The following is a 21464-nucleotide window of genomic DNA, read 5'->3' on the forward strand; positions in this document are numbered from 1 at the left end:
GCGTTCCCGGGCCGTACCGGTCGGATCGCGGGACCGGGTCGGTCAGGCGCGTGGCGCGCGGTTGGTGCCGGCGTGCAGCTCGGTGGGCAGTTTCGCGTTCAGGTCACCGCCGGCCGCCGTCCGGCCGACGCCGCTGCTTCCGCCCCGGGCCTGTGTGAACACCGTTTCGGTGGCCGGCGCGGGGGTGCGCGGCGGTTCGGCGGCGGGTCGGAGCGTGGGGCCGGTGGTCGGGCCGGGTCGTGGTTCCGGCTGGGCCTGGGCCTCCTCCAGCTCGCTGACCGATTCGGCCAGTTCGGCCACCGGGTCCAGTTCGGCCATGGTGTCCCACTCGTCCCGCTTGATGGCGTGCCAGCTCTCCTCGGCGTGCCGGGGGACCGGCTGGAAGACGAAGGTCCGGTAGGACCAGAACCGGAACAGGGTGGCGAGCAGTACGCCGCCGGTCTTCGCCACGTTGAGCGCGAGCAGGCTGTTGAACCCCAGGCCGTACTTGGCGGCGGCGAGCACGCCCAGTTCGATGATCAGGCCGGCGCCGTTGAACAGAAAGAAAAGGGCGTATTCGCGCTTAAGTGCTGATTTGGGACGATCCCGGTACGTCCAGTGACGATTCATCAGATACGACGTGATAGTCGCCACGATGGTGGCGATGACCGTCGCCTTCAGTTGACCGTCGACAAAGACCGTGAGTGCCAGGGCATTGAACACCGCGTAATTGATGACGGTGTTGACGCCCCCGACGATGCCGAATTTGAGCGCCTCGCGGATGAACTTCTGCCAGCGCTCGGGCAGCAGACGGACAAGACGCATGCGCAACACCTTAGGGCAGTGGACGATGCCGGAGGCTCCGGCTGGACGGGGAGGGCGACCGCTCACGACCCGGGCGACGGGTCGTCGGTGGTCGCCTCCGGAAGCGGGGGAGTTCCCGCTTCGACGAAGACGAACCGTCGGTACGACCAGAACCGGAACAGCGTGCCGAGCGCGGTGCCGACCACGTAGCTGGCGATGTTGTCGGCCAACGGGGTGCGGAAGACGTCGGGCCAGATGCTGCCCAGGCCGTAGCGGCTGCCCGCCAGGCAGGCCACCGCGATGCCCAGGCCGACCGCGTTGAAGAAGAAGAACAGCGCGTACTCGCGGGCCGGGTTGGAGCGGACCCGGTGCCGCCAGGTCCAGAACCGGTTGCCGACGAACGCGACAGTCGCCGCGATCACCGTGGAGATGACCCGGGCGGTCACCGGCTCCATCCCGCGGGCCAGCGTGAGGAAGTTGAACAGCGCGAAGTCGACCAGGAAGGCCACCCCGCCCACGGTGGCGAACTTGCTCAACTCGCGGATGAGGTGACCGAACCGGTCCAGCAGCGAACGGACCAGACCCGGGCGGGTCTGTGGGGTCCCCGGTTGGTCCCCGGTCATCGTCGCGGCCACCTCGCGAGCGTACCGGTTGCCGGCTGATCGGACGGGGCACCACCGGCGACCTGTCGCGCGCCGCGCGCCGATCCGCCCGGACGCCCGGTTTCTCCGTCGCCGGCCGTCCGTTCTCGCGGTCACCGGCAGTTCGCCTGAGGATTTGCGTGAAACTGCGCGTGAAAGCGGGTATCAGCTCGTGTTACCGCAGCCGGGCGGCACCTTGTGCAGTTGTTCACAACCAGTCCCACTGACTCGCGGGTCCGCCCGGTTTACGCTGAGGCCAATCCCAGGTTTCCACGAAGGCGACGCGGCCCGCGTCCGCCGAGACTCGTGCATCCCATAAATCGGTCAGCGTCGACCACAAGGAGATGAGTCATGGTTGCTCCGGCTACTGTGCGGGGGATCGATCAGGCCCCCACGACCCACCCCAAGCTGCTCGCCTGGGTCCGGGAGATCGCGGAACTGACGACCCCGGACCGGGTGGTCTGGGTGGACGGAACCGACGAGGAGTGGCGGCGTCTCACCGACGAACTCGTCGACAGCGGGACCCTGATCCGGCTCAACCCGGAAAAGAAGCCGAACTCCTTCTACGCCCGCACCGACCCCACGGACGTCGCCCGGGTCGAGGAGCGCACCTTCATCTGCTCGGTGGACGAAGCGGACGCCGGCCCCACCAACAACTGGATGGCGCCGGCCGAGATGAAGCGGACGATGACCGAGTTGTACCGGGGTGCGATGCGCGGCCGGACGATGTACGTCATCCCGTTCTGCATGGGCCCGGTCGAGGCCGAGAACCCGATGTTCGGCGTCGAGATCACCGACAGCCCGTACGTGGTCGCCTCGATGCGGATCATGACCCGGATGGGTGCCGCCGTGCTGGAGGCGATGGGCGACGACGCCGACTTCGTGCACGCGCTGCACTCCATCGGCGCCCCGCTCGCCCCCGGCCAGTCCGACGTGGCCTGGCCGTGCAACGAGACGAAGTACATCTCGCACTTCCCGGAGAGCCGGGAGATCTGGTCCTACGGCTCCGGCTACGGCGGCAACTCGCTGCTGGGCAAGAAGTGCTACTCGCTGCGGATCGCCAGCGTGATGGGGCGGGACGAGGGCTGGCTCGCCGAGCACATGCTGATCCTCAAGATCACCTCGCCGGAGGGGAAGGTCTACCACGTGGCGGGCGCGTTCCCGTCCGCCTGCGGCAAGACCAACCTGGCCATGCTGGAGCCGACCATCCCCGGTTGGAAGGTCGAGACCATCGGCGACGACATCGCCTGGATGCGGTTCGGCCCCGACGGTCGCCTCTACGCGGTCAACCCGGAGTACGGCCTGTTCGGCGTCGCCCCGGGCACCGACTGGAAGACCAACGCCAACGCGATGCGCACGCTGGACCGGGGCAACTCCGTGTTCACCAACGTCGCCCTCACCGACGACGGTGACATCTGGTGGGAGGGCATGGGTGAGCCGCCGGCCCACCTGACCGACTGGAAGGGCAACGACTGGACGCCGGAGAGCGAGCAGCTCTCCTCCCACGCGAACAGCCGGTTCTGCACCCCGATCACCCAGTGCCCGATCCTGGCCGACGACTACTTCGACCCCAACGGGGTACCGATCGACGCGATCCTGTTCGGCGGGCGTCGCCGGGACACCATCCCGCTGGTCACCGAGGCCCGCGACTGGGTGCACGGGGTCTACCTGGGGGCGACGCTCTCCTCGGAGACCACCGCCGCCGCGTCCGGCGCGGTCGGCGTGGTGCGCCGCGACCCGATGGCGATGCTGCCGTTCATCGGCTACCACGCCGGTGACTACTTCAACCACTGGATCGAGATGGGCAAGGGCGTCGACGGGGACGCCGCCAAGCTGCCGAAGATCTACTACGTGAACTGGTTCCGCAAGGACGCCGAGGGCAACTTCCTCTGGCCCGGCTTCGGCGAGAACTCGCGCGTGCTGAAGTGGGTCGTCGAGCGGCTCGAGGGCACCGCCGCCGCGGTGGAGACCCCGATCGGCATGGTGCCGACCGCCGACGCGCTGGACGTCGAGGGGCTCGACATGACCCCCGAGGACGTCCGGATCGCCCTGAAGGTCGACCCCGAGGAGTGGCGCAACGAGTTGCCGCTGGTCACCGAGTGGTTCGAGAAGTTCGGTGACAAGCTGCCCGCCGTCCTGTGGTCGGAGCTGGACGCGCTGCGCGCCCGGCTCGACGCGGAGCAGCCGCGGTAACCAGACACCGGGCAGCCTCCGTCGCGGCGCAGCGGTGACAGGTGTGCCGGAGGCCCGTTGCGGGCAACATCACCAACCATGAGGACGGCCGCCGTGACCCCGCAGGTCCGGCGGCCGTCCGCCGTCCGGGTGTTGACCGTCCTGCTGGCGTCGACCGCCGCCGCCACCGTCGTGGTCGAGCTGCTCAACTGGTGGTACGCCCCGGAGCAGGAGTTCGGCCTCGCGGTACGCACCGGCTGGGCGATGCTGCGCTCGTTGGGTTTCCTGGTGCTGATCGGGCAGGTGAACCGGGGACGGGCCGGGGCGAAGCCGTTCGGGCTGATCCTCGCCGTGACCACCGTCTTCGCGGTCGGCCGGCTGGTGGTGCCCCGGCAGGGCGTGCCGCCGCTGCCCGGCCTGCTCGGCTTCGCCGTGCTCACCGCGCTCTGCGTCGCCGTGGTCGTGCTGCTCTACCGCTGCGACGCGGTCACCGGGCATCTGGTGCGCCACCGCCGGGGCCTGGTGGTCGAGGACGGGACGATCGCCTGGCGGGAGGTCGCCCCGAAACGCCCCCAGGTCACCGGTTGGCTGCTCACCGCCCGGGTGGCCGCCTTCACCTACAGTCCGCTGATGCTGGTGCCCGCCCTGGTGGCCGGCGGCGCGGTGCTGGACGGCCGGCTCGCCGCCGTACCGGTGGTGCTGCTCTGGTTCGGTGGCGGCATCGTGGTCAGCTATCTGGTGCTGTTCTGTACGGCGTTCCTGATGCGTGGCCGACCCTGGGCCCGCCGCCTGCTGGTGACGGTCACCCTGGGCGTCCTCGCGGTCAACGTCCCCCTGTGCTGGTGGCTCCTCGGCCTGGACGGCCTGGTCCGCGACGGCGCCCCCCTCCTGGCGGCGGCCTCCCTCACCCTCTATTCCCTCCACCGCGCCACCCCCGCCCCCGAGGGCCCGCCCGGGTGATCAAGAGGTTTCGGTCAGCGGCAGGCGGTGGGATGGCGTATTTCTCTTGATCACGCCCGTAGTGCGCCCACCGAGGCACTGATATTCGGTGCGGGTCGCTACGCTGCAGGGTGATGACTCTGCGGAACCTTATCTACTCCGTCTACGAGCGCCGGTTGACGGCCAGGCTCGCAGGTCGGCCGGTGCCCCGGCACGTGGGCGTGATGTGCGACGGCAATCGTCGGTGGGCGCGGGAGATGGGCCTCGTCGATCCGAACGACGGGCACCGGATGGGTGCCGAGCGGATCAAGGAGTTGCTGCGCTGGTGTGACGCGGCCGGGGTGGGTCACGTCACCCTCTGGTTGCTCTCCACCGACAACCTGTCCAGGCCGGCGGAGGAACTCGACCCGCTGCTCCAGATCATCGAGGATCTGACCACCGAGCTGGCCGAGGAGGGCAACCCCTGGCGGCTGCGGATGGTCGGCGCGCTCGACGTGCTGCCGACCCAGCACGCCCAGGCGCTCAAGGCCGCCGAGGAACGCACCCGGGAGCGCAGCGGCGGCGCCCAGGTCAACATCGCCGTCGGGTACGGCGGCCGGCGCGAGATCGCCGACGCGGTCCGTTCGCTGCTGGTGGAGCACGCCGCCAAGGGCGGCACCATCGAGGAACTGGCCAACTCGTTGGACGTGGACCACATCTCGGAGCACCTCTACACCCGGGGCCTGCCCGACCCGGATCTGATCATCCGGACCAGCGGCGAGCAGCGCCTGTCGGGCTTCATGCTCTGGCAGTCGGCGCACTCGGAGTTCTACTTCTGCGAGCTGAACTGGCCGGACTTCCGGCGGGTCGACTTCCTCCGCGCCCTGCGCTCCTACGGCACCCGGCAACGCCGCTACGGCACCTGACCCACCGACGCGACCGGGCGGGCCGTCCATGGCACCCCCGGAGAACGCCCGCGCGGCTGCGGTCAGGTCAGGTGGTGTACGGCCCGGGTGAGGAAGTCGCCCAGCGCGGCGGGCGAGTCGATGGTGAGGTCGGCGGCCTCGGCGACCTCACGGCCGGTCTCCGGATTGGCCACCGCCACGCAGACGCCGAGGAAACCGGGGTCGGCGGCGGACCGGGCGCGCAGTGCCGCGAACGCCTTGATGTCGGAGACGTCGTCGCCGAAGTACCAGGCGCCACCGGCGTCCCGGACCACCTCGCCGATGACCAGCCCCTTGTCCCGGTCGACGGGGGGCTTGAGCTCCAGCACCATCCGGCCCGCCTGCACCCGCAGCCCGAGCCGTTCGGCCTGGGCCCGGCCCCACTGCTCGACCGTCGGGCCGAGCTGCTGGGCGGTACGCCAGTGCAGCGCGACGCTCAGCCGCTTGAACTCCACCAGCGCTCCGGCGGGCAGTTCGGCGCGGGCCAGGTCGGCCAGTTCGGCCATGGTGGGCACCCAGGGCAGCGCGGCGGGTTCGGTGACCGTCTCGCCGCCGGAGTGGCTGTGCTCCAGGCCGTAGAGGCCGTAGAGGTCGATCCCGCTGAGGCCACCGAGGTGGTCGCGAAGGAAGTCGACGGGGCGGGCGGAGACGATCGCCACCCGCTGCACCACCGGGGCCAGCGCCTCCAACGCGGCGAGCACCTTGGGGGCGGGGCGTACCGCGGTGGGATCGTCGTCGACCGGCGCGAGGGTGCCGTCGAAGTCGAAGAAGAGGACGGTGTCGGCGGCCCGCTCGGCGGTGGTACGCCAGGCGTGCTCAGCATCCAGCGGAATCGGTGGCTGCTGGTTACCCAGATTCAACGACGGCACGCGCGACAGCGTACCCCGGGGGTGGTGGCTGATTCGTGGCTTCGGAGTGGCTTCTTGACACCGGCGGGATGGGCTGATCGTGGTGCGCCTCAGCGCTCGGCGGCTCCCCGGCCGCGTCGTCCCAACGGCACCACTGTGGCCTGCCGGCCCTGGTTGAGCAGGTAACCCTCGACGAAACCGGTGTTCCGGTCGCCGGTGCGGGCCTCGATCTCGTTGAGCCGCGCCACCATGAAGTCGGTGAGCGCGCTGACCCGGTCGTCGAGTCGGTCGTGCAGTTCGGCGACCACCGCCAGGACGACGGCGGTGCCGGCGGCGGTGAGGGCGAAGAGGTTGACGACCAGCGGAATCTGCCCGCCGGGGCCCAGGCCGACCACCAGGTTCGCGGTCACGCACGCGGTCAGGGAGACTGCCGCGACCACGACTGCCCACCATTTCAGGGTCATGGACAGACCCCTCCTTCTGTCCCGCAGGGCTGAGTTCGGCCTTGTCCCGTCCCCCCGCCGACGACGAGCCCAAGCAGTACGGATACGGACGCTAGCGTGCCCGTTGCGGCCCCGGAGCGAAACGGTCGGGTCTGCTCAGGCGTTCTTTCGCCATCTGAGGAACTACCCGGCCTGCTCGCCTCCATTTCGGACATCGAGGGGGAGCGTAGGGCGGTATGCGAGATAACGAATGGTTTCCCGGATGTGGAACTTCTCCGCGTCCGACACGGCGGGATCGACCAGCCGGCGCAGCAACGCCTCGACGTCCGGGTCCATCGGAGGGGTGTTCGCCGCACCCCGGGGAGCGGCGGCCCGGTCCCAGCCGAGGGCGGTGAAGGCGGCGGCGGGGTTGAGGCCGAGCCCCTCACAGAACGCCACCACCCGTTCGGCCTCCGGGTCGCTGGCCCAGTCGCCGCGGACCCACCGGTTGATCGTCTGGCGGGAGACGCCGGTGCGGCGGGAGACCTCGGTGCCGGTCCAGGCCCGCATGGCCCGGGCGTCGTCGAGCGCCCGGCGAACGAAGGTGGCGAATGCGATCTTCCGGGCGGGGGCGGTCTCGGTCACCCCGTGACGGTACGGCCGTAACGCCCGTCCGGGGTGCCCGGGGCGGATCTTTGTCACGCATGTGAGACGCACTCATCGTGCGGCCCGACGCCTGCCGATTCCTCGCTTCATGGGTGTTTACCTGGGCATAATAGCTGCGTTGCGGGTCGGGGGGAACCGGGCAAAAAGCTGATACTGTCACGCTCATGGGACATTCTACGGTTTGTCACGTGCTTGAGACGATCACTGCTCACATGCGTCACGCGTCCGGTGCCAGGGGGGCGCGGTGACCGAACTCACGACCCGCGCCCAGGCGTTCGGCCTGATCGCGGAGGGGGTCGCCGCAGGACTCAGCGCACCCTGGCGGCTCTACCTGGCCCGCGGTTGCCGCTACCTGTCCCTGAGCGTCGGCGACCGGGACGAGTGGAACGCCTGGCGGACCCATCTGGGCTGCCCGGAGATGAGCGTCCGGGTCTACGACGCCGGGGGCGAGATCCGACGGTCCTCAATGGCCGAGGTCGTCCTGGACGGCTGCCGGATCAGCGTGGAGCTGGTCGAGGAGGTCAGCACCGAGGACCTGGAACGGTTGCTGGTCGTCGATCCGAGCCCGGCCGAGCCGGAGGACCGGTGATCCGGCCGACGCGGCCCACCGGAGCCGCCCGATGAGCCCGCTTCTCGCCGTGTTCCTCGTCCTCGTGCTGGGTGCGACCAGTTACGCCGCCGGTCGGTTGCACGGCCAGCTGAGCTATCGGATCGGCTACCGCTTCGGCTATCGGCAGGGCTACTTCGACGGGGACCGGGGCGCCTGGAACCGGCGTCGGCGTGACGCCCAGGCGGTGCTCGCCTCGGCGCTCGCCGTCCCAGCTGGGACGGCTGCGGCTGCGGGACCGTCCGCCCCGGCGGTCCGCCAGGGCACCACCTACGCCGGCTCCTCGTTCACCGCCCCGCCGGGCCCGGTCGCCGTCCGTCCTGCCCCGATGGCCGCCCCGCCGGGGCCGGTCGCTGCCCGTCCGGGGCCGGTCACCGGTCGGCACCCGACCGGCACGCTGGTTCGCCGGACCGGCTGAACCGCAGGGGCCACCTTCGTCGGTCACGGCGGACGCGGCCCAGCAGTTGGCTCGTCACCCTCCACGGCGTCGTCGACGATGTCGACCGCGTCGGACGGGTGACGCGGTTCCACCGGCCGGGATGCGCGCAGGGGGCTGGCATCCCGGCCGGTCCGCCGTCGGCCACCGCACCGGGGGCGGATCCTCGTCTGCCTCTAGCCGAGGCGGCCCGACGCCGCTAGCGTCTAGGCATGACCCGGGGTTTTCCCGGGTCAGCCGGCCGCCCGGATCTGCGACCTCGCGCACGGGGTTCCGCATCCGACCCCGTGTCCCCGGGCACCGGAGGAGGCGGAACGCGGATGGCGGATGCCCGTCCGTCGGAGCAGGCCTGTGACGACTCGCCGTACGCCCGCCGGTGTCGACCAGATCCCGGCCGCGACTGCCACGACCCGCCGATCCACCCGGAGCCGCCGTACGACGGCCGCTGCTCCGCCCGGCCCCGAGGAGCCCGGACCAAGCGGCCAGGTGTTCGTCCTGGACACGTCGGTGCTCCTGTCCGACCCGGCGGCCTTCCACCGCTTCGCCGAGCACGAGGTGGTCCTGCCCCTCGTGGTGATCTCGGAGCTGGAGGGCAAGCGGCACCACCCGGAGCTGGGTTGGTTCGCCCGCCAGTCCCTGCGGATGCTCGACGAGCTGCGGGTCCGGCACGGTCGGCTGGACCGCCCGGTGCCCGCCAACGAGTCCGGCGGCACGCTCACGGTGGAGCTGAACCACTCGGACGGCGGCGTCCTCCCCCCGGGCTTCCGCAACGAGTCCAACGACGCCCGCATCCTGTCGGTGGCGCTGAACCTGGCCGCCGAGGGGCGGGAGGTGACCCTGGTCAGCAAGGACATGCCGTTGCGGGTCAAGGCCGCCGCGGTGGGCCTGCGGGCCGACGAGTACCGGCACGGCCAGGCCAGCGATCCGACCTGGACGGGGATGGCCGAGCTGGAGCTGGGTGAGGACGAGATCGGCCGGCTCTACGCCGGGGACTGCCTCGACCTGGACGCCGCCGCCGGGCTGTCCTGCCACACCGGCCTGGTGCTGCACTCCACCCGGGGGTCGGCCCTGGGTCGGGTGCTGCCCGACAAGACGGTCCGGCTGGTCCGGGGCGACCGGGAGGCGTTCGGGGTGCACGGGCGGTCGGCCGAGCAGCGGATCGCGCTGGACCTGCTGCTGGACGAGTCGATCGGGATCGTGTCGCTGGGCGGTCGGGCCGGCACCGGCAAGTCGGCGTTGGCGCTCTGCGCCGGGCTGGAGGCGGTGATGGAACGCCGCCGGCACAAGAAGGTGGTGGTCTTCCGCCCGCTCTATGCCGTCGGCGGTCAGGAGTTGGGCTACCTGCCGGGCTCGGAGTCGGAGAAGATGTCGCCCTGGGCGCAGGCCGTCTTCGACACCCTCGGCGCGGTGGTGCACGAGAACGTGCTGGAGGAGGTCACCTCCCGGGGCATTCTGGAGGTCCTCCCGCTGACCCACATCCGGGGCCGGAGCCTGCACGACGCCTTCGTCATCGTCGACGAGGCGCAGTCGCTGGAGCGGGGGGTGCTGCTCACCGTGCTGTCCCGGATCGGGCAGGGCTCGCGGGTGGTGCTGACCCACGACGTCGCCCAGCGGGACAACCTGCGGGTGGGCCGGCACGACGGGGTGACGGCGGTGATCGAGGCGCTGAAGGGACATCCGCTCTTCGCGCACGTCACGCTGAACCGGTCCGAGCGTTCCCCGATCGCGGCGATGGTGACCGATCTGTTGGAGGACATCCCGGGCTGAGTCCTGCGAGGGGTGGGGTCGCCCCCCATCGTCCGCATTCACTTTGTGGCACAGGTCACAATTCGCGCGCCGGGTTTCCCATCAGCCTCACTGTGCGCGATGGTGTCCCACGAGCGCCCACGTCCCGGTGGGGGTCATTGGTGAACGTTCGTCCCATCCGTGGACGAGCCGCCACCGCCCGCCGGTACGTCGGCGGCGACCGGCTGAGGTCGGGGCGCTCGTGGTGCGACCACGCCCGGCACGGGCTGGTCCGCGCCGCGCCATTGCCCCCGACGAAGGGATACTTCGTGAGTCGGCTGTGGAGCCGGTTCGGTGCCCGTACGGCCGCTGTCGCACTGCTCTCCGTGGGCGTTGCCGGCGGTTTCTACCTGGGCGAAGACCGGGAAACCCAGCAACAGGGCCTGACCGCACAGGTCGGCCTCCAGGTCGACCAGGCCGAGTACGACTACCAGCGTGACCGGCAGGCCGACCACCGGCGGGAGTCCGCCAAGCAGCGGTCCGCCGAGTACCAGGCGCGGCAGCGGGCCGCCGCAGCGGCCAAGGAGGCCGCCCAGCGGGCCAAGGCCGCCGAGGCCGCGGCGGCGTCGCGCAAGAAGGAACGTGATGAGGCCGAGGCCAAGGCCAAGTCGGAGGACGGGAAGATCAAGCCCTTCGCCGGCCCGGTCCCGGCCTCGTGCAGTTCCTACAGCGGGCACCGCAAGACCGGTTGCGCGATGCTCCTCCAGGCGGGCTTCAAGATCGACCAGATGCCCTGCCTGGACAAGCTCTGGAACAAGGAGAGCGGCTGGAACCCCAAGGCCAGCAACTCCTCGTCCGGCGCGTACGGCATCCCGCAGGCCGTGCCCGGCAACAAGATGAGCTCGGTCGCCAGCGACTGGCGGACCAATCCGGTCACCCAGATCAAGTGGGGCCTCGGCTACATCGAGGGCCGGTACGACAGCCCCTGCGGGGCCTGGGCCAAGAGCCAGAGTTCCGGCTGGTACTGATCGACGGGTACGACGGCGGGGCGGGTGGGCGACCACCCGCCCCGCCGTCGTACCCCCGGTGGCGCGGGACCCGGGTGGCGGTCGGCGAAGAATGCTGATAGCCATGGTGGGGTGACCCTGCACCCGACGGGCGGCGACCCCGACCGGTTCGGCACCGAGGCGTTCTACGCGTCGCTCGGCCGGGCCTTCGTCGCCATGTGCGCGGTGGTGCCGTTCCTCTTCCTCATCGAGGCCCTCGACCAGGGGCTCGGCTTCGGGCTCGACGTGGCCGCCGGGATCATCCCGCAGCGCATCCAGGGGCTCGACGGGGTGTTCTTCTCGCCGTTCCTGCACCACGGCTTCGACCACCTCTACAGCAACAGCATCCCGCTGATCCTGCTCGGCACCTTCGTGCTGGCCGCCGGTAGCCGCCGGTTCCTCTGGTCCACCCTGGTCATCATCCTGGTCAGCGGCCTCGGCGTCTGGTTCACCGGCTCGCCCAACTCGGTGGTCGTCGGCGCGAGCGGGGTGATCTTCGGCTACCTGGGCCTGCTGTTCACCCGGGGCGTCGTCGAGCGGAGCTGGTGGAACTTCGGGGTGGTGCTGCTGGTCGGCCTGCTCTACGGCTGGCAGCTGCTCGGCATCCTGCCCACCGACGAGCGGATCTCCTGGCAGGGGCACCTGTTCGGGCTGCTCGGCGGGGTGGTCGCGGCGATCCTGTTCCGGCGTCGCCGCCCGTACGACCCGTACGGGGAGTACCGGGTCGAGTCCACGCTGAGGTCCTGAGCGGGGCGCGACCCGCCCGGCACGCGGTACGGCCGGGAGATGCTTGCCCGGACGGGGTGGCGGGCCTACCGTCGGCAGCAGCACGCGTTGATCCAACTGTGTGTGCCCGCCAGCGGAAAGCGACGGTACGCCCATGCGCGAGGTCGATGTCGCCGTGATCGGAGCCGGTCCGACGGGGCTGTTCGCCGCGTACTACGCGGGTTTCCGGGGCCTGTCGGTGGCGGTGGTCGACGCGCTGCCCGAGCCGGGCGGGCAGATCACCGCCATGTACCCGGAGAAACTGATCCTCGACGTCGCCGGTTTCCCCGCCGTCAAGGGCCGGGAGCTGGTGGCCAACCTGGTCGCTCAGGCCGCGCCCTACCACCCGGAATACCTGTTGGGCACCCGGGCCGAGAAGCTCGCCCACCTCGACGGCCGACCGGTGCTGGGCCTGGCCGGCGGCGAGCAGCTGCGCTGCGGTGCGGTGGTGGTCACCGGGGGGTTGGGCAGCTTCACCCCGCGTCCGCTGCCGGTGGCGGACAGCTTCCTCGGTGGCGGGATCGTCTACTTCGTACCGGAGCCGGCCGCGCTCGCCGACCGGGACGTGCTGATCGTGGGCGGCGGTGACTCCGCGTTCGACTGGGCGGCGACCCTGCAACCGTTGGCCCGTTCGGTGACCCTGGTGCACCGCCGGGAACGGTTCCGGGCGCACGCCGGCACGGTGGCCCGGGTGCTGTCCCTGCCGGTGCGGGTCGTCGTCAACGCCGAGGTGACCCGGCTGTACGGCGACGACACGGTGACCGCCGCCGAGATCACCGTACGGGGTGGCGCGGCGGAGACCCTGCCGGTCGACACGGTGGTCGCGGCGCTCGGTTTCACCGCCGACCTGGGGCCGCTGGCCGAGTGGGGGCTGCGGCTGGACCGGCGGCACATCGTGGTGGACAGCGCGATGGCGACCAACCTGCCCCGGGTCTTCGCCGCCGGGGACATCACCGAGTACCCGGGCAAGGTGCGGCTGATCGCCACCGGTTTCGGTGAGGCCGCCACCGCCGTCAACAACGCCGCCGTGGCCATCGACCCGGCGGCGCATCTCTTCCCCGGCCACTCCTCCGACGCCGGCTGACCCGGCGGCCACGGCCGGGCCGAGCCGGTGCCGGCCGGTCTGCAGGTGAGACCTGCGCCGTTCGGTGCGCTGCGGGAGGCCGGTGCCGGGCGGTCCGGCGCGGTGGCGGTCGGCCCTCGCCCGCCCCGGGTCAGGGCAGGCCGACGAGGTCGGCCATCAGGGCGGTCTGGTGGTCGAAGTAGGCGTCCCGGTGGGGCAGGGCCGGGCCGAGGCGGCCGAAGAGGTCGAAGCTGATCAGCCCGAAGAGCTGGGTCCAGCCGGCCATGCCCCGGGCCAGCAGGGCCTCGGGCAGGCCGGGGAAGAGGCCGGTGGCGATCTCGGCGAGGTCGGAGCGGACCGGTTCGGGCAGGTCGTCGTCGGGTGGGGCGAGCCGGCCGTCGGCCACCCCGTCGCGGAGGATGCCGATCAGGGTCCGTGGCGGGCGCTGGGCGGGGAGCACGGTGTCGACCGGGGCGGCGTACCCGGGGACCGGGCTGCCGTAGAGCAGGGCGTACTCGGCGGGGTGCGCCAGCGCCCAGGCGCGGGCGGCCCGGCACGCGGCGTGCCAGCGTCCGCGCAGGTCGGCCCGGTCGACGGCGGCGTCGGCGGACTCCACTGCTTCGCCGAGTGCGTGGTACGCCTCGATGATCAGCGCGGTGAGCAGGTCGTCGCGGCTGGGGAAGTAGCGGTAGATCGCGGACGAGACCATGCCCATGTCCCGGGCGACCGCCCGTAGGGAGAGGTCGGCACCGTCGGTGGCGAGGTGGCGGCGGGCGGTCGCCTTGATCTCGTCGATCATCTCGGCGCGGACCCGGGCGCGGATCGAGGAAGCCGGCATGGCTCCACTCTGCCACGGTCCAGAGCGGCAATCAAAATAGAGAGCACTGCTCTTGACGGGGGGCGGCTGGTCGGACATGCTGAACACGGTTCAACGAGAGCACTGCTCTCTATCCAGCCTTCCGCTCTGAAGGGTTCTCCCATGTCACTGCACGTGATCGTCGGCGCCGGTCCGGTCGGCACCGCCGCCGCCCGCCACCTCGCCGAGCGGGGCGAGCAGGTCCGGCTCGTCACCCGACGGGGCACCGGCCCCGTCGACCCGGCCATCGAGCGGATCGCCGCCGACGCCGCCGACACCGACCGGCTGACCGCCCTCACCGGCGGGGCGGTCGCGCTCTACAACTGCGCCAACCCCGCCTACCACCGGTGGGCCACCGACTGGCCGCCGCTGGCCGGCGCACTGCTCACCACCGCCGAGCGCACCGGCGCGGTGCTCGCCACCGTCGGCTGCCTCTACGGCTACGGCCCGGTCGACGCGCCGATGACCGAGGACACCCCGCTCGCCGCCACCGGCACCAAGGGGCAGGTCCGCAACCGGATGTGGACCGAGGCGCTCGCCGCCCACCACGCCGGCCGGGCCCGGATCACCGAGGTGCGCGGCTCGGACTACCTCGGTGCCGAAGGCAACTCCCTGCTGCCGTTGGTGCTGCCGAAGGTGCTCGCCGGGCAACGGGTCTTCCTGCCGGTGAACTGGGACGCCCCGCACAGCTGGACGTACGTCGGGGACGTGGTGCGCACCCTGGTCGCCGCCGCCACCGACGAGCGGGCCTGGGGACGGGCCTGGCACGTGCCGAGCAACCCGGCCGTCAGCGCCCGCGAGCTGGCCGGACGGGTGGCGCAACTGGCCGGCGCCCCGGCGCCGAGGCTGGTCCGGATGCCCTACCCGTTGCTCTGGCTCGGTGGCCTGAACGACCCGTTCGCCCGCGAGCTGCGGGAGACCGCACACCAGTTCGCCCGGCCCTTCGTGCTGGACTCGACCCGGGCCACCGAAACCCTGGGCATCACGCCGACCCCGCTGGACGAGGCGCTGGCCGACACCGTCCGGATCCTCGCCGCCACCATCCGGACGCCCACCCCGGCGGGCGGGGCGCACTGACCGCCGCCCGACGGTCGGGCCGCGCGGACGCTCGACCGGCCGACGGCCCGCCCGACGGCAGGTCCGGTGCGCAGGTCAGCGACGGTGCACCGGGCCGAGCGCCGCGACCAGCACCGCGACCAGGGTGAGTGCCGCGCCCGCCAGGGTGGCCGGGCCCGGGTGCGACGCCGCCGTCGGGAGCACCACGTCCAGGACGACGGCCCCGACGACCTGACCGGCGATGGTGGCGAGCCCCAGCAGCAGCACCCCGGTGAACCGGACGAGTGCCGCCGCGACCGCGATGAAGACGATGCCGATCGGGCCACCCAGATAGAGCCACGGCTCGGTCGGCAACCGGCCGGCGGGGCCACCCCGGATGGCCACGTCCACGCCGAAGGCGACCAGCAGGGCCGCCGTACCGACGGCGAAGTTGACTCCGGTGGCGGTCAGCGCGCTGCCCGCGGCCGCGCGGACCAGGCCGTTGACCGCCTGCTGCCAGGCCAGGCCCAACCCGGCCAGCAGGGGCAGCAGAGCCAGCGCCAGGGTGCCCGGGTTACCCAGCCGGTCACCGACCGCCAGCAGGACGGCCAGCACGGTCAGCACCGCGCCGGCCAACCGGGCCACGGTCACCGGCTGACGCCCACCCGGCCCGATACCCGCCCGGTCCACGGCCAGGCTGCTGGCCGACTGCCCGGCGACCACCGCCACCGTGAAGACCGCCACGCCGAGCACGCCGATGGTGAGGCCCTGGGTGGCGACCAGGAACGCCCCGCACACCCCGCCCAGCATCTGCCAGGGGCGCAACGTGCCGGAGCGCAGCGCGGCACGCAGGTCGGCCAGCCCGCGTCGCCCACCGGGCAGCGCGGGGACCAGCACCAGCAGCACCACCAGGCCGAGACCGAAGGAGACCACCGCCGCGGCGATCCCGTCGGCCAGGCGTACGCCCAGCTCGCCGTTGATCCGGGACTGGACGGCCACCCCGACCCCGGCGGCGGTCGCCAGCCCGATCCCGGCGATCCGGCGGGAGGTGGGCAGGACGGCGGGAACCGCCGTGCCGGTCGCGGTCACTCCTGCTCTGCCAGGGGCCTGCCGTCGAAGTCCACCGCCGAGTAGAGGGCCAGCTTCTCCAACCGGTGGTACGAGTCGATCACCCGGATCGTGCCGCTCTTGGACCGCATCACGATCGACTGGGTGTACGCCCCACCGGCCTGGTACCGCACCCCGCGCAGCAGGTCACCGGAGGTGACCCCGGTCGCCACGAAGAAGCAGTTGTCCCCGGTGACCAGGTCGTCGGTGCCCAGCACCCGGTCCAGGTCGTGCCCGGCGGCGAGCGCTTTCTCCCGCTCCTGTGCGTCCTGCGGCCAGAGCTTGGCCTGCATCGCCCCACCCATGCACTTGAGCGCGCACGCGGAGATGATCCCCTCCGGGGTGCCGCCGACGCCCATCAGCACGTCGACGCCCGACTCGCCCCGGGCGGCGGCGATCGACCCGGCGATGTCGCCGTCGGAGATGAACCGGATGCCCGCCCCGGTCCGCCGGATCTCGTCCACCAGGTCCGCGTGCCGGGGACGGTCCAGCACGCAGACGGTGACCTCGGCGACGTCGGTGCCCTTGACCTTGGCGATCCGTCGGATGTTCTCCGCCGGCCCGGCCTCGATGTCGACCACGTCGGCGTACTCCGGGCCGACGGCCAGCTTCTCCATGTAGAACACGGCGCTCGGGTCGAACATCGCCCCCCGCTCCGAGACGGCCAGCACCGCGAGCGCGTTGGGCATGCCCTTGCTCATCAGCGTGGTGCCGTCGACCGGGTCCACCGCCACGTCCACCTCGGGGCCGGTGCCGTCACCCACCTGCTCGCCGTTGAACAGCATCGGGGCGTTGTCCTTCTCGCCCTCGCCGATCACCACGACGCCGCGCATCTGGATCGAGTTGATCAGCTTACGCATCGCGTCGACGGCTGCCCCGTCGCCGCCCTCCTTGTCGCCCCGGCCGACCCACCGACCGGCGGCCATCGCCGCGGCCTCGGTGACCCGGACCAGGTCGAGGGCGAGGTTGCGGTCGAGATCCTGTGGGACCCGCGTCCTGGTGTTCGTCATGGCGGCTTTCCTCCTCGCGACGGTGCGGGGTGGACCGGCAGGGGCTGCGCTCGCCACTGCCAGCTTTGTCGCTGATCCTCACACGATGCCAGGTCCGGCGGCGGGGCGGGGCGATGGTGGGCGGGATCGCCCCACCGGGCGGCTGCCAGAATGGGCCGGTGGAGCCCGCACAGCCTGCCGACCGCGTACCCGCCGATCCGACCCCGCCGGACGGCCAGCCGCCGCTGCCCCCGGGTGACGGGCCGGTGACCGGTGCCGCCCCCGCCGGGCCCGCCCCCGCCGCCGAACCGGCGCTGGTCGCGGCGGCGGACGACCGGGCGGGCGAGCCGGTGCCGGTCCGCTCCGGCCGGGCGGAGAAGTCCCGCTCCGAGCGCTCGCCGAAGGACATGGCGTTGTCGCTGCTGGTGCTGCTGGTGCCGATCGCCCTGCTACTCGCCTTCTACCGGGGCTTCCTCGGTGGCGAGCAGCCCACCACCGTCGACGCCGCCCCCGCCTACGAGCAGGCCCGCGCCGCGAACGTCTTCCCCGTCACCGAGCCGTCCGGGCTGGGCTCCGGCTGGCGTACGGTCAGCGCGAGCTTCCGCACCGTGGACGACGGGGCGAACCTGCGGGTGGGCTATCTCACCCCGGAGGGGCGGGGCGCCCAACTGGTGCAGAGCAACGTGCCGCCGGAGCGGTTGCTGCCCGCCGAGCTGACCGCCGAGGGGCAGCCGCAGGGGCCGGCCGACCTGGGCGGGGCGAACTGGCAGCGGTACACCGGGCGGGGCAACGAGCAGGCCCTGGTGCTGCTCGAACCGGGCCGTACGGTGATCGTGGTCGGCGACGCCCGGGACAACGAGCTGCGCGAACTGGCCGGCGCACTACGCTGACCGGCCGCGTGACCCTGGTCGGCGCGGTGCTGCGGACGGTCGGCGCGGTCCTGCGGACGGTCGACGCGGTGCTGATCGTGGTCGGGCCAAGCGGCGTCGGTCAGGAAGTCCGCGGCAGTTGCGGGCGGGTGGATTGCGGAAGGCGACGCGCGGGAACAGAAGGGACGCGACCCCCGGGGTCCGGCGCGACCGGGCGGGGATCGCGCGCCACGCGGGAAGCGTCACGCCCGCGACGCCACGCCCCCGACGCCCGCCGGGGGTCGGACGACCCGACTGGAGAGCCTGACGTGACCATTCGACGTTTCAGCGCGGCGGTCTTCGCCGCAGCGCTGCTCACCCCCGGCCTGGCCGCCTGCAACAACGCCGGGAGCGGCGAGGCGGGGGCCTCCGCATCCCCGACGGTCTCCGGCGGCGCCGCCTCGGGCAGCGCCTCGCCGGGCACCTCCGAGGCCAAGCAGGCCCTGCTGAACTCCACCAACGAGATCCGCAACGGCAATTTCCGGTTCACCATGACCGGGGTGGGCTCCACCGCCGAGGGGCAGGTGCACCAGCCCAGCCAGAGCGCCCAGATGAAGCTGAGCATCGGTGACGCGTCCTCGGACCTGATGATGAACCTGGACCTGATCCACGCCAAGCCGGACAGCTGGGTGAAGCTGGACCTGGGCGGCAAGTCCGCCAGCAGCATCCCCGGCGCGCAGAAGCTCAGCCTCGGCAAGTACCAGCACCTCGACCAGACCCGGATCAAGGGCAACAAGTCGCTCGGCTTCGACTTCGAGAAGGTCGACCCGGCCGGCAGCGCCGTGCTGACCCAGGGCATCACCGAGGTCCGGCAGACCGGCGAGGGCGCCTACGCCGGCACCCTGGACGTGTCGAAGGCCGCCGAGGCCGGTTCCGTCGACCAGACGGTGATCACCGCGTTGGGCGCCCAGGCGCAGTCGGTGCCGTTCACCGCGAAGCTGGACCCGCAGGGCCGGCTCAGCGAGCTGGTGGTGCAGATCCCGGCCGCCGGCCAGGTCGCCGCGCAGGACATCAAGATCACCTACTCCGACTACGGCAACGCCACCGCCGCCCAGAAGCCCGCCGCCGACCAGGTGGTCGAGGCACCGCAGGAGCTGTACAACCTGTTCAGCTGAGCGTGTGTACCGACGGCGGGGTGGCCCCGGGGCCACCCCGCCGTCGGCGTGTCCGCCTCAGCACCCGGTGGTGCGGTCAGCCCCGGTTCAGAGCAGTTCCAGGTAGTCGTTGACCCGGTCGTAGGCCACCGTCAGCAGGGTCAGCGGCTCGTCCGAGGCGGCCAGCAGCCGGCGGCACGCGGCGATGTTCGCCCCGGTCGACGGCCCCGCGCCGATGCCCTCGCACTCCATCAGCCGACGCATCCCGTCGATGGCGTCCGCCTCGCTCACCGTGACCATCTCGTCGATGATCTCGGTGTTGAGCACCGGCGGGATCATGCCGATGGACAGCCCCTGGATGCGGTGCGGGACGAACACGTCGGCGAACATGTCGCAGCCCTCCGGCTGCACGCCGAGGATGCGCAGCCCGCCCTGGTGCTGCCGGAGCACCTCACCGATGCCGGTCAGGTGACCGCCGGTGCCGATGCCGGCCACGTAGGTGTCCACCCGGGTGCCGTCCAGGTCGGCGATGATCTCGCGGACGGTGGTCAACCGGTGGATCTCCGGGTTGGCCGGATTGGCCGCCTGGTTGAGCATCACGTACTCGGGGTGCTCGAACTGGATCTCGGTGGCCAGCTCGCCGTGCGAGTTGTTGCCCCGGGTGCTGTCCGAGAGCCGGACGTCCACCCCGAAACTGGCCAGCAGGCGACGCTTCGACTCGCTGTAGTTGTCCGGAATGACCAGCACCACCCGGTAGCCGAGGACCGCGGCGGCGATCGCGATCCCCATCCCGGTGTTGCCCCCGGTGGGCTCCAGGATGGTCTGCCCGGAGCCCGGCTTGAGCAGGCCGTCCCGCTCCGCCGCCCGGATCATGTTCAACGCGATGCGCATCTTGTGGCTGCCGCCCGGGTTGTTCAGCTCCAGCTTGAGCAGGATCTCCCCGGGCAGGTCGGCGGTGAGCCGGCTGAGCCGCACCAGCGGGGTGCCGCCCACCGTGTCCAGGATCGAGTCACGAATGCCCATCTCAGCCCACCTCCGCCGTACGCCGGTCCGGGCCGGGCAGGAAGCGCAGCTCGGTGTAGTCGCCTTCGACACACCGGAACAACCGCGCCTCCCGGACGCCGGTGTCGTCGATGCCGACCACCAACTGCGTAAGCGTGGGATAGAGCGGCGCCCCGTCGACAAGCGCGTTGCGCCGGTCCTCGTCACTGAAGTAGGCCCGGCCGTTGGGATGCGAGTGGTAGAGCACCACCACCGGGTCGTCCCCGTCGAGGTTGTCCTCCAGATAGATCAGGTCGGCGGGGGCCAGCACGTAACCGGTGGTGGCGGTGCGGGGGAACCGGACCGGGTCCTGCCGGTGCATCTCGTCGGCCATGTTGCGCGCCTCGTGCACCCGTCCACTGGCGTGCACGAACCCGCACGCCTCCCCGGGGTAGGCGGTCCGCGCGTGCTCGTAGACCGCGTCGAGGGTGGACTCGTCGAGCGTCGCCCCGTCGTCCACGGGCACCGGTGCGGGCGTCGCCGCCGACCCGCCCCCGGTCGCCTTCTTGGTCAGACCGAACGCGGCGAGCATGACCACCGCCAGGACCACCGCCAGGGCCGGCAGCGCCGAGTTCTCCAGCACCGCCGAGCCGAACAGCGCCACCACCGGGAAGAGCACGAAGACGTACGACACCAGCACCGCGTCGACGTGCTGGAGCAGGTAGAAGTAGGCGGCGAAGCCGATCACCGAACCGACCAGCCCGAGATAGAGCACGCCGGTGAGGGACCGGCCGGAGACCGCGCCGAGGTCGGGCTGCTCGACGGTCACGCCGAGGACCACCAAGCCCAGCGCGCCGAGCCCGATCGGGAGGGTCTCCTGGGTGAGCACGTGCACCGTGCCGCCGTAGCGGGCCATCACCGCGTACGTCAGGGCGTGCATAACCGCGGCCAGGAGCACGGCGGCCGGCGCGAGGACGCCCCGGGCGCTGATCCCGGCGGTCAGCTGGACGATGCCGACCAGGCAGCCGAGGCCGACCACCACGCCGGCCCACTGCATCCAGCTCACCGAGATCCGTGAGATCAGCACGGAGAACAGCAGCAGGAAGACCACGACCGACGAGAAGATCAACGCGGCCAGGCCGGAGCTGATGTGCTGCTCACCGTAGTTGATCAGGGCGTACGGGACGGCGACGTAGACCACCGCGATGAACGGCACCACCCAGCGTCGCCCCGGCGGCGGCAGCAACGACACCCCGGGTGTGGCGAGACAGACGGCGAGCAGGAACGGGAAGGCCACCAGGAAGCGCAGCCCGGCCGCGGTGATCGGGGGCAGGGTCTCCACACTCATCTTCATGCCGTACCAGGTGGTGCCCCAGATCAGGCACACCAGCAGATAGAGCAGCCCGAGCTGCCAGCGGCCGGCACGCCGGCCGGTGTCGTTCGTCATGTCATCTCCTG

At 71.7% G+C, this 21464-nt stretch carries 22 protein-coding genes; 12 read left to right on the forward strand and 10 right to left on the reverse strand.

Features of this window, described 5'->3' with window-relative positions:
* Nucleotides 1–42 precede the first annotated feature (42 nt).
* Complete coding sequence (locus J7462_RS24475; protein WP_219470669.1) at nt 43–804, reverse strand: GtrA family protein; 762 nt, start codon at nt 802–804, stop codon at nt 43–45.
* Nucleotides 805–866: 62 nt separating this feature from the next.
* Nucleotides 867–1406, reverse strand: a complete 540-nt coding sequence (locus tag J7462_RS24480) for a GtrA family protein (RefSeq protein ID WP_208568665.1) — start codon at nt 1404–1406, stop codon at nt 867–869.
* A gap of 369 nt (nt 1407–1775) precedes the next feature.
* On the opposite strand from J7462_RS24480, the gene J7462_RS24485 reads away from it, so the two are divergent.
* From J7462_RS24485 to J7462_RS24495, 3 genes are all read left to right on the forward strand, one after another.
* Nucleotides 1776–3617: a phosphoenolpyruvate carboxykinase (GTP) gene (locus J7462_RS24485; protein WP_219467102.1), complete on the forward strand. Its 1842-nt coding sequence runs from the start codon at nt 1776–1778 to the stop codon at nt 3615–3617.
* Between the two features lie 78 nt (nt 3618–3695).
* Entirely contained in the window at nt 3696–4556 is an 861-nt protein-coding gene (locus J7462_RS24490) for a hypothetical protein (protein ID WP_219467105.1), read from the forward strand.
* A 113-nt stretch (nt 4557–4669) separates the two neighbouring features.
* The gene (locus J7462_RS24495) at nt 4670–5440 is read left to right on the forward strand and encodes an isoprenyl transferase (protein WP_208568582.1); all 771 of its coding nucleotides are present in this window, start codon (nt 4670–4672) and stop codon (nt 5438–5440) included.
* 62 nt (nt 5441–5502) lie between these two features.
* Here the strand turns inward: J7462_RS24495 and otsB are convergent, their stop codons facing one another.
* The 3 genes from otsB to J7462_RS24510 form a co-directional block, all read right to left on the reverse strand.
* On the reverse strand, nt 5503–6327 hold the full coding sequence (gene otsB / locus J7462_RS24500; RefSeq protein ID WP_208568581.1) for a trehalose-phosphatase: 825 nt from the start codon (nt 6325–6327) through the stop codon (nt 5503–5505).
* Nucleotides 6328–6416: 89 nt separating this feature from the next.
* Nucleotides 6417–6770: a hypothetical protein gene (locus tag J7462_RS24505; protein WP_219467108.1), complete on the reverse strand. Its 354-nt coding sequence runs from the start codon at nt 6768–6770 to the stop codon at nt 6417–6419.
* 162 nt (nt 6771–6932) lie between these two features.
* Nucleotides 6933–7373, reverse strand: a complete 441-nt coding sequence (locus tag J7462_RS24510; protein ID WP_208568579.1) for an XRE family transcriptional regulator — start codon at nt 7371–7373, stop codon at nt 6933–6935.
* Nucleotides 7374–7638: 265 nt separating this feature from the next.
* Between J7462_RS24510 and J7462_RS24515 the strand changes: the two genes are divergently transcribed.
* The 6 genes from J7462_RS24515 (at nt 7639) to J7462_RS24540 (ending at nt 13057) form a co-directional block, all read left to right on the forward strand.
* Complete coding sequence (locus J7462_RS24515) at nt 7639–7983, forward strand: hypothetical protein (RefSeq protein ID WP_208568578.1); 345 nt, start codon at nt 7639–7641, stop codon at nt 7981–7983.
* Nucleotides 7984–8014: 31 nt separating this feature from the next.
* On the forward strand, nt 8015–8419 hold the full coding sequence (locus tag J7462_RS24520) for a hypothetical protein (RefSeq protein ID WP_219467110.1): 405 nt from the start codon (nt 8015–8017) through the stop codon (nt 8417–8419).
* A gap of 369 nt (nt 8420–8788) precedes the next feature.
* Nucleotides 8789–10204: a PhoH family protein gene (locus J7462_RS24525; protein ID WP_219467112.1), complete on the forward strand. Its 1416-nt coding sequence runs from the start codon at nt 8789–8791 to the stop codon at nt 10202–10204.
* A 287-nt stretch (nt 10205–10491) separates the two neighbouring features.
* Nucleotides 10492–11190, forward strand: coding sequence for a transglycosylase SLT domain-containing protein (locus J7462_RS24530; protein WP_208568575.1), 699 nt, complete (start codon nt 10492–10494; stop codon nt 11188–11190).
* A 111-nt stretch (nt 11191–11301) separates the two neighbouring features.
* Nucleotides 11302–11955 (forward strand): rhomboid family intramembrane serine protease, encoded by a 654-nt coding sequence (locus J7462_RS24535; protein WP_208568574.1) that lies wholly within the window; start codon nt 11302–11304, stop codon nt 11953–11955.
* Between the two features lie 133 nt (nt 11956–12088).
* A complete protein-coding gene (locus tag J7462_RS24540; RefSeq protein ID WP_208568573.1) occupies nt 12089–13057 on the forward strand; it encodes an NAD(P)/FAD-dependent oxidoreductase in 969 nt (322 codons plus the stop codon).
* A gap of 130 nt (nt 13058–13187) precedes the next feature.
* On the opposite strand, the gene J7462_RS24545 is transcribed toward J7462_RS24540, so the two are convergent.
* Complete coding sequence (locus J7462_RS24545; protein WP_219467115.1) at nt 13188–13874, reverse strand: TetR/AcrR family transcriptional regulator; 687 nt, start codon at nt 13872–13874, stop codon at nt 13188–13190.
* 141 nt (nt 13875–14015) lie between these two features.
* On the opposite strand from J7462_RS24545, the gene J7462_RS24550 reads away from it, so the two are divergent.
* Nucleotides 14016–14969, forward strand: a complete 954-nt coding sequence (locus tag J7462_RS24550) for an NAD-dependent epimerase/dehydratase family protein (RefSeq protein ID WP_219467117.1) — start codon at nt 14016–14018, stop codon at nt 14967–14969.
* Between the two features lie 75 nt (nt 14970–15044).
* Here the strand turns inward: J7462_RS24550 and J7462_RS24555 are convergent, their stop codons facing one another.
* Both J7462_RS24555 and glpX read right to left on the reverse strand, forming a co-directional pair.
* On the reverse strand, nt 15045–16016 hold the full coding sequence (locus J7462_RS24555; protein WP_219467119.1) for a DMT family transporter: 972 nt from the start codon (nt 16014–16016) through the stop codon (nt 15045–15047).
* Entirely contained in the window at nt 16013–17044 is a 1032-nt protein-coding gene (gene glpX, locus J7462_RS24560; protein WP_208568569.1) for a class II fructose-bisphosphatase, read from the reverse strand. Before glpX ends, J7462_RS24555 begins: the two co-directional genes overlap by 4 nt.
* Before the next feature lie 158 nt (nt 17045–17202).
* Between glpX and J7462_RS24565 the strand changes: the two genes are divergently transcribed.
* Nucleotides 17203–17913: a DUF4245 domain-containing protein gene (locus tag J7462_RS24565; RefSeq protein WP_219467123.1), complete on the forward strand. Its 711-nt coding sequence runs from the start codon at nt 17203–17205 to the stop codon at nt 17911–17913.
* Nucleotides 17914–18200: 287 nt separating this feature from the next.
* Nucleotides 18201–19046, forward strand: coding sequence for a hypothetical protein (locus tag J7462_RS24570; protein WP_219467125.1), 846 nt, complete (start codon nt 18201–18203; stop codon nt 19044–19046).
* A gap of 87 nt (nt 19047–19133) precedes the next feature.
* Here J7462_RS24570 and J7462_RS24575 read toward each other — a convergent pair whose 3' ends face one another.
* Together J7462_RS24575 and J7462_RS24580 are read right to left on the reverse strand one after the other, a co-directional pair.
* Complete coding sequence (locus J7462_RS24575) at nt 19134–20048, reverse strand: PLP-dependent cysteine synthase family protein (RefSeq protein WP_219467126.1); 915 nt, start codon at nt 20046–20048, stop codon at nt 19134–19136.
* A gap of 1 nt (nt 20049) precedes the next feature.
* Nucleotides 20050–21453: an EamA family transporter gene (locus J7462_RS24580; RefSeq protein WP_219467128.1), complete on the reverse strand. Its 1404-nt coding sequence runs from the start codon at nt 21451–21453 to the stop codon at nt 20050–20052.
* Nucleotides 21454–21464: the final 11 nt, after the last annotated feature.

Source organism: Micromonospora sp. RL09-050-HVF-A (assembly GCF_019374995.1).
Lineage (GTDB): Bacteria > Actinomycetota > Actinomycetes > Mycobacteriales > Micromonosporaceae > Micromonospora > Micromonospora antibiotica.

Coding starts and splice junctions, on each gene's coding strand:
- J7462_RS24520 (WP_219467110.1), top strand. CDS start 8,015: ATGAGCCCGCTTCTCGCCGTGTTCCTCGTCCTCGTGCTGGGTGCGACC.
- J7462_RS24480 (WP_208568665.1), bottom strand. CDS start 1,406: ATGACCGGGGACCAACCGGGGACCCCACAGACCCGCCCGGGTCTGGTC.
- J7462_RS24485 (WP_219467102.1), top strand. CDS start 1,776: ATGGTTGCTCCGGCTACTGTGCGGGGGATCGATCAGGCCCCCACGACC.
- J7462_RS24490 (WP_219467105.1), top strand. CDS start 3,696: ATGAGGACGGCCGCCGTGACCCCGCAGGTCCGGCGGCCGTCCGCCGTC.
- J7462_RS24505 (WP_219467108.1), bottom strand. CDS start 6,770: ATGACCCTGAAATGGTGGGCAGTCGTGGTCGCGGCAGTCTCCCTGACC.
- J7462_RS24495 (WP_208568582.1), top strand. CDS start 4,670: ATGACTCTGCGGAACCTTATCTACTCCGTCTACGAGCGCCGGTTGACG.
- J7462_RS24575 (WP_219467126.1), bottom strand. CDS start 20,048: ATGGGCATTCGTGACTCGATCCTGGACACGGTGGGCGGCACCCCGCTG.
- J7462_RS24550 (WP_219467117.1), top strand. CDS start 14,016: ATGTCACTGCACGTGATCGTCGGCGCCGGTCCGGTCGGCACCGCCGCC.
- J7462_RS24475 (WP_219470669.1), bottom strand. CDS start 804: ATGCGTCTTGTCCGTCTGCTGCCCGAGCGCTGGCAGAAGTTCATCCGC.
- J7462_RS24580 (WP_219467128.1), bottom strand. CDS start 21,453: ATGACGAACGACACCGGCCGGCGTGCCGGCCGCTGGCAGCTCGGGCTG.
- J7462_RS24545 (WP_219467115.1), bottom strand. CDS start 13,874: ATGCCGGCTTCCTCGATCCGCGCCCGGGTCCGCGCCGAGATGATCGAC.
- J7462_RS24540 (WP_208568573.1), top strand. CDS start 12,089: ATGCGCGAGGTCGATGTCGCCGTGATCGGAGCCGGTCCGACGGGGCTG.
- glpX (WP_208568569.1), bottom strand. CDS start 17,044: ATGACGAACACCAGGACGCGGGTCCCACAGGATCTCGACCGCAACCTC.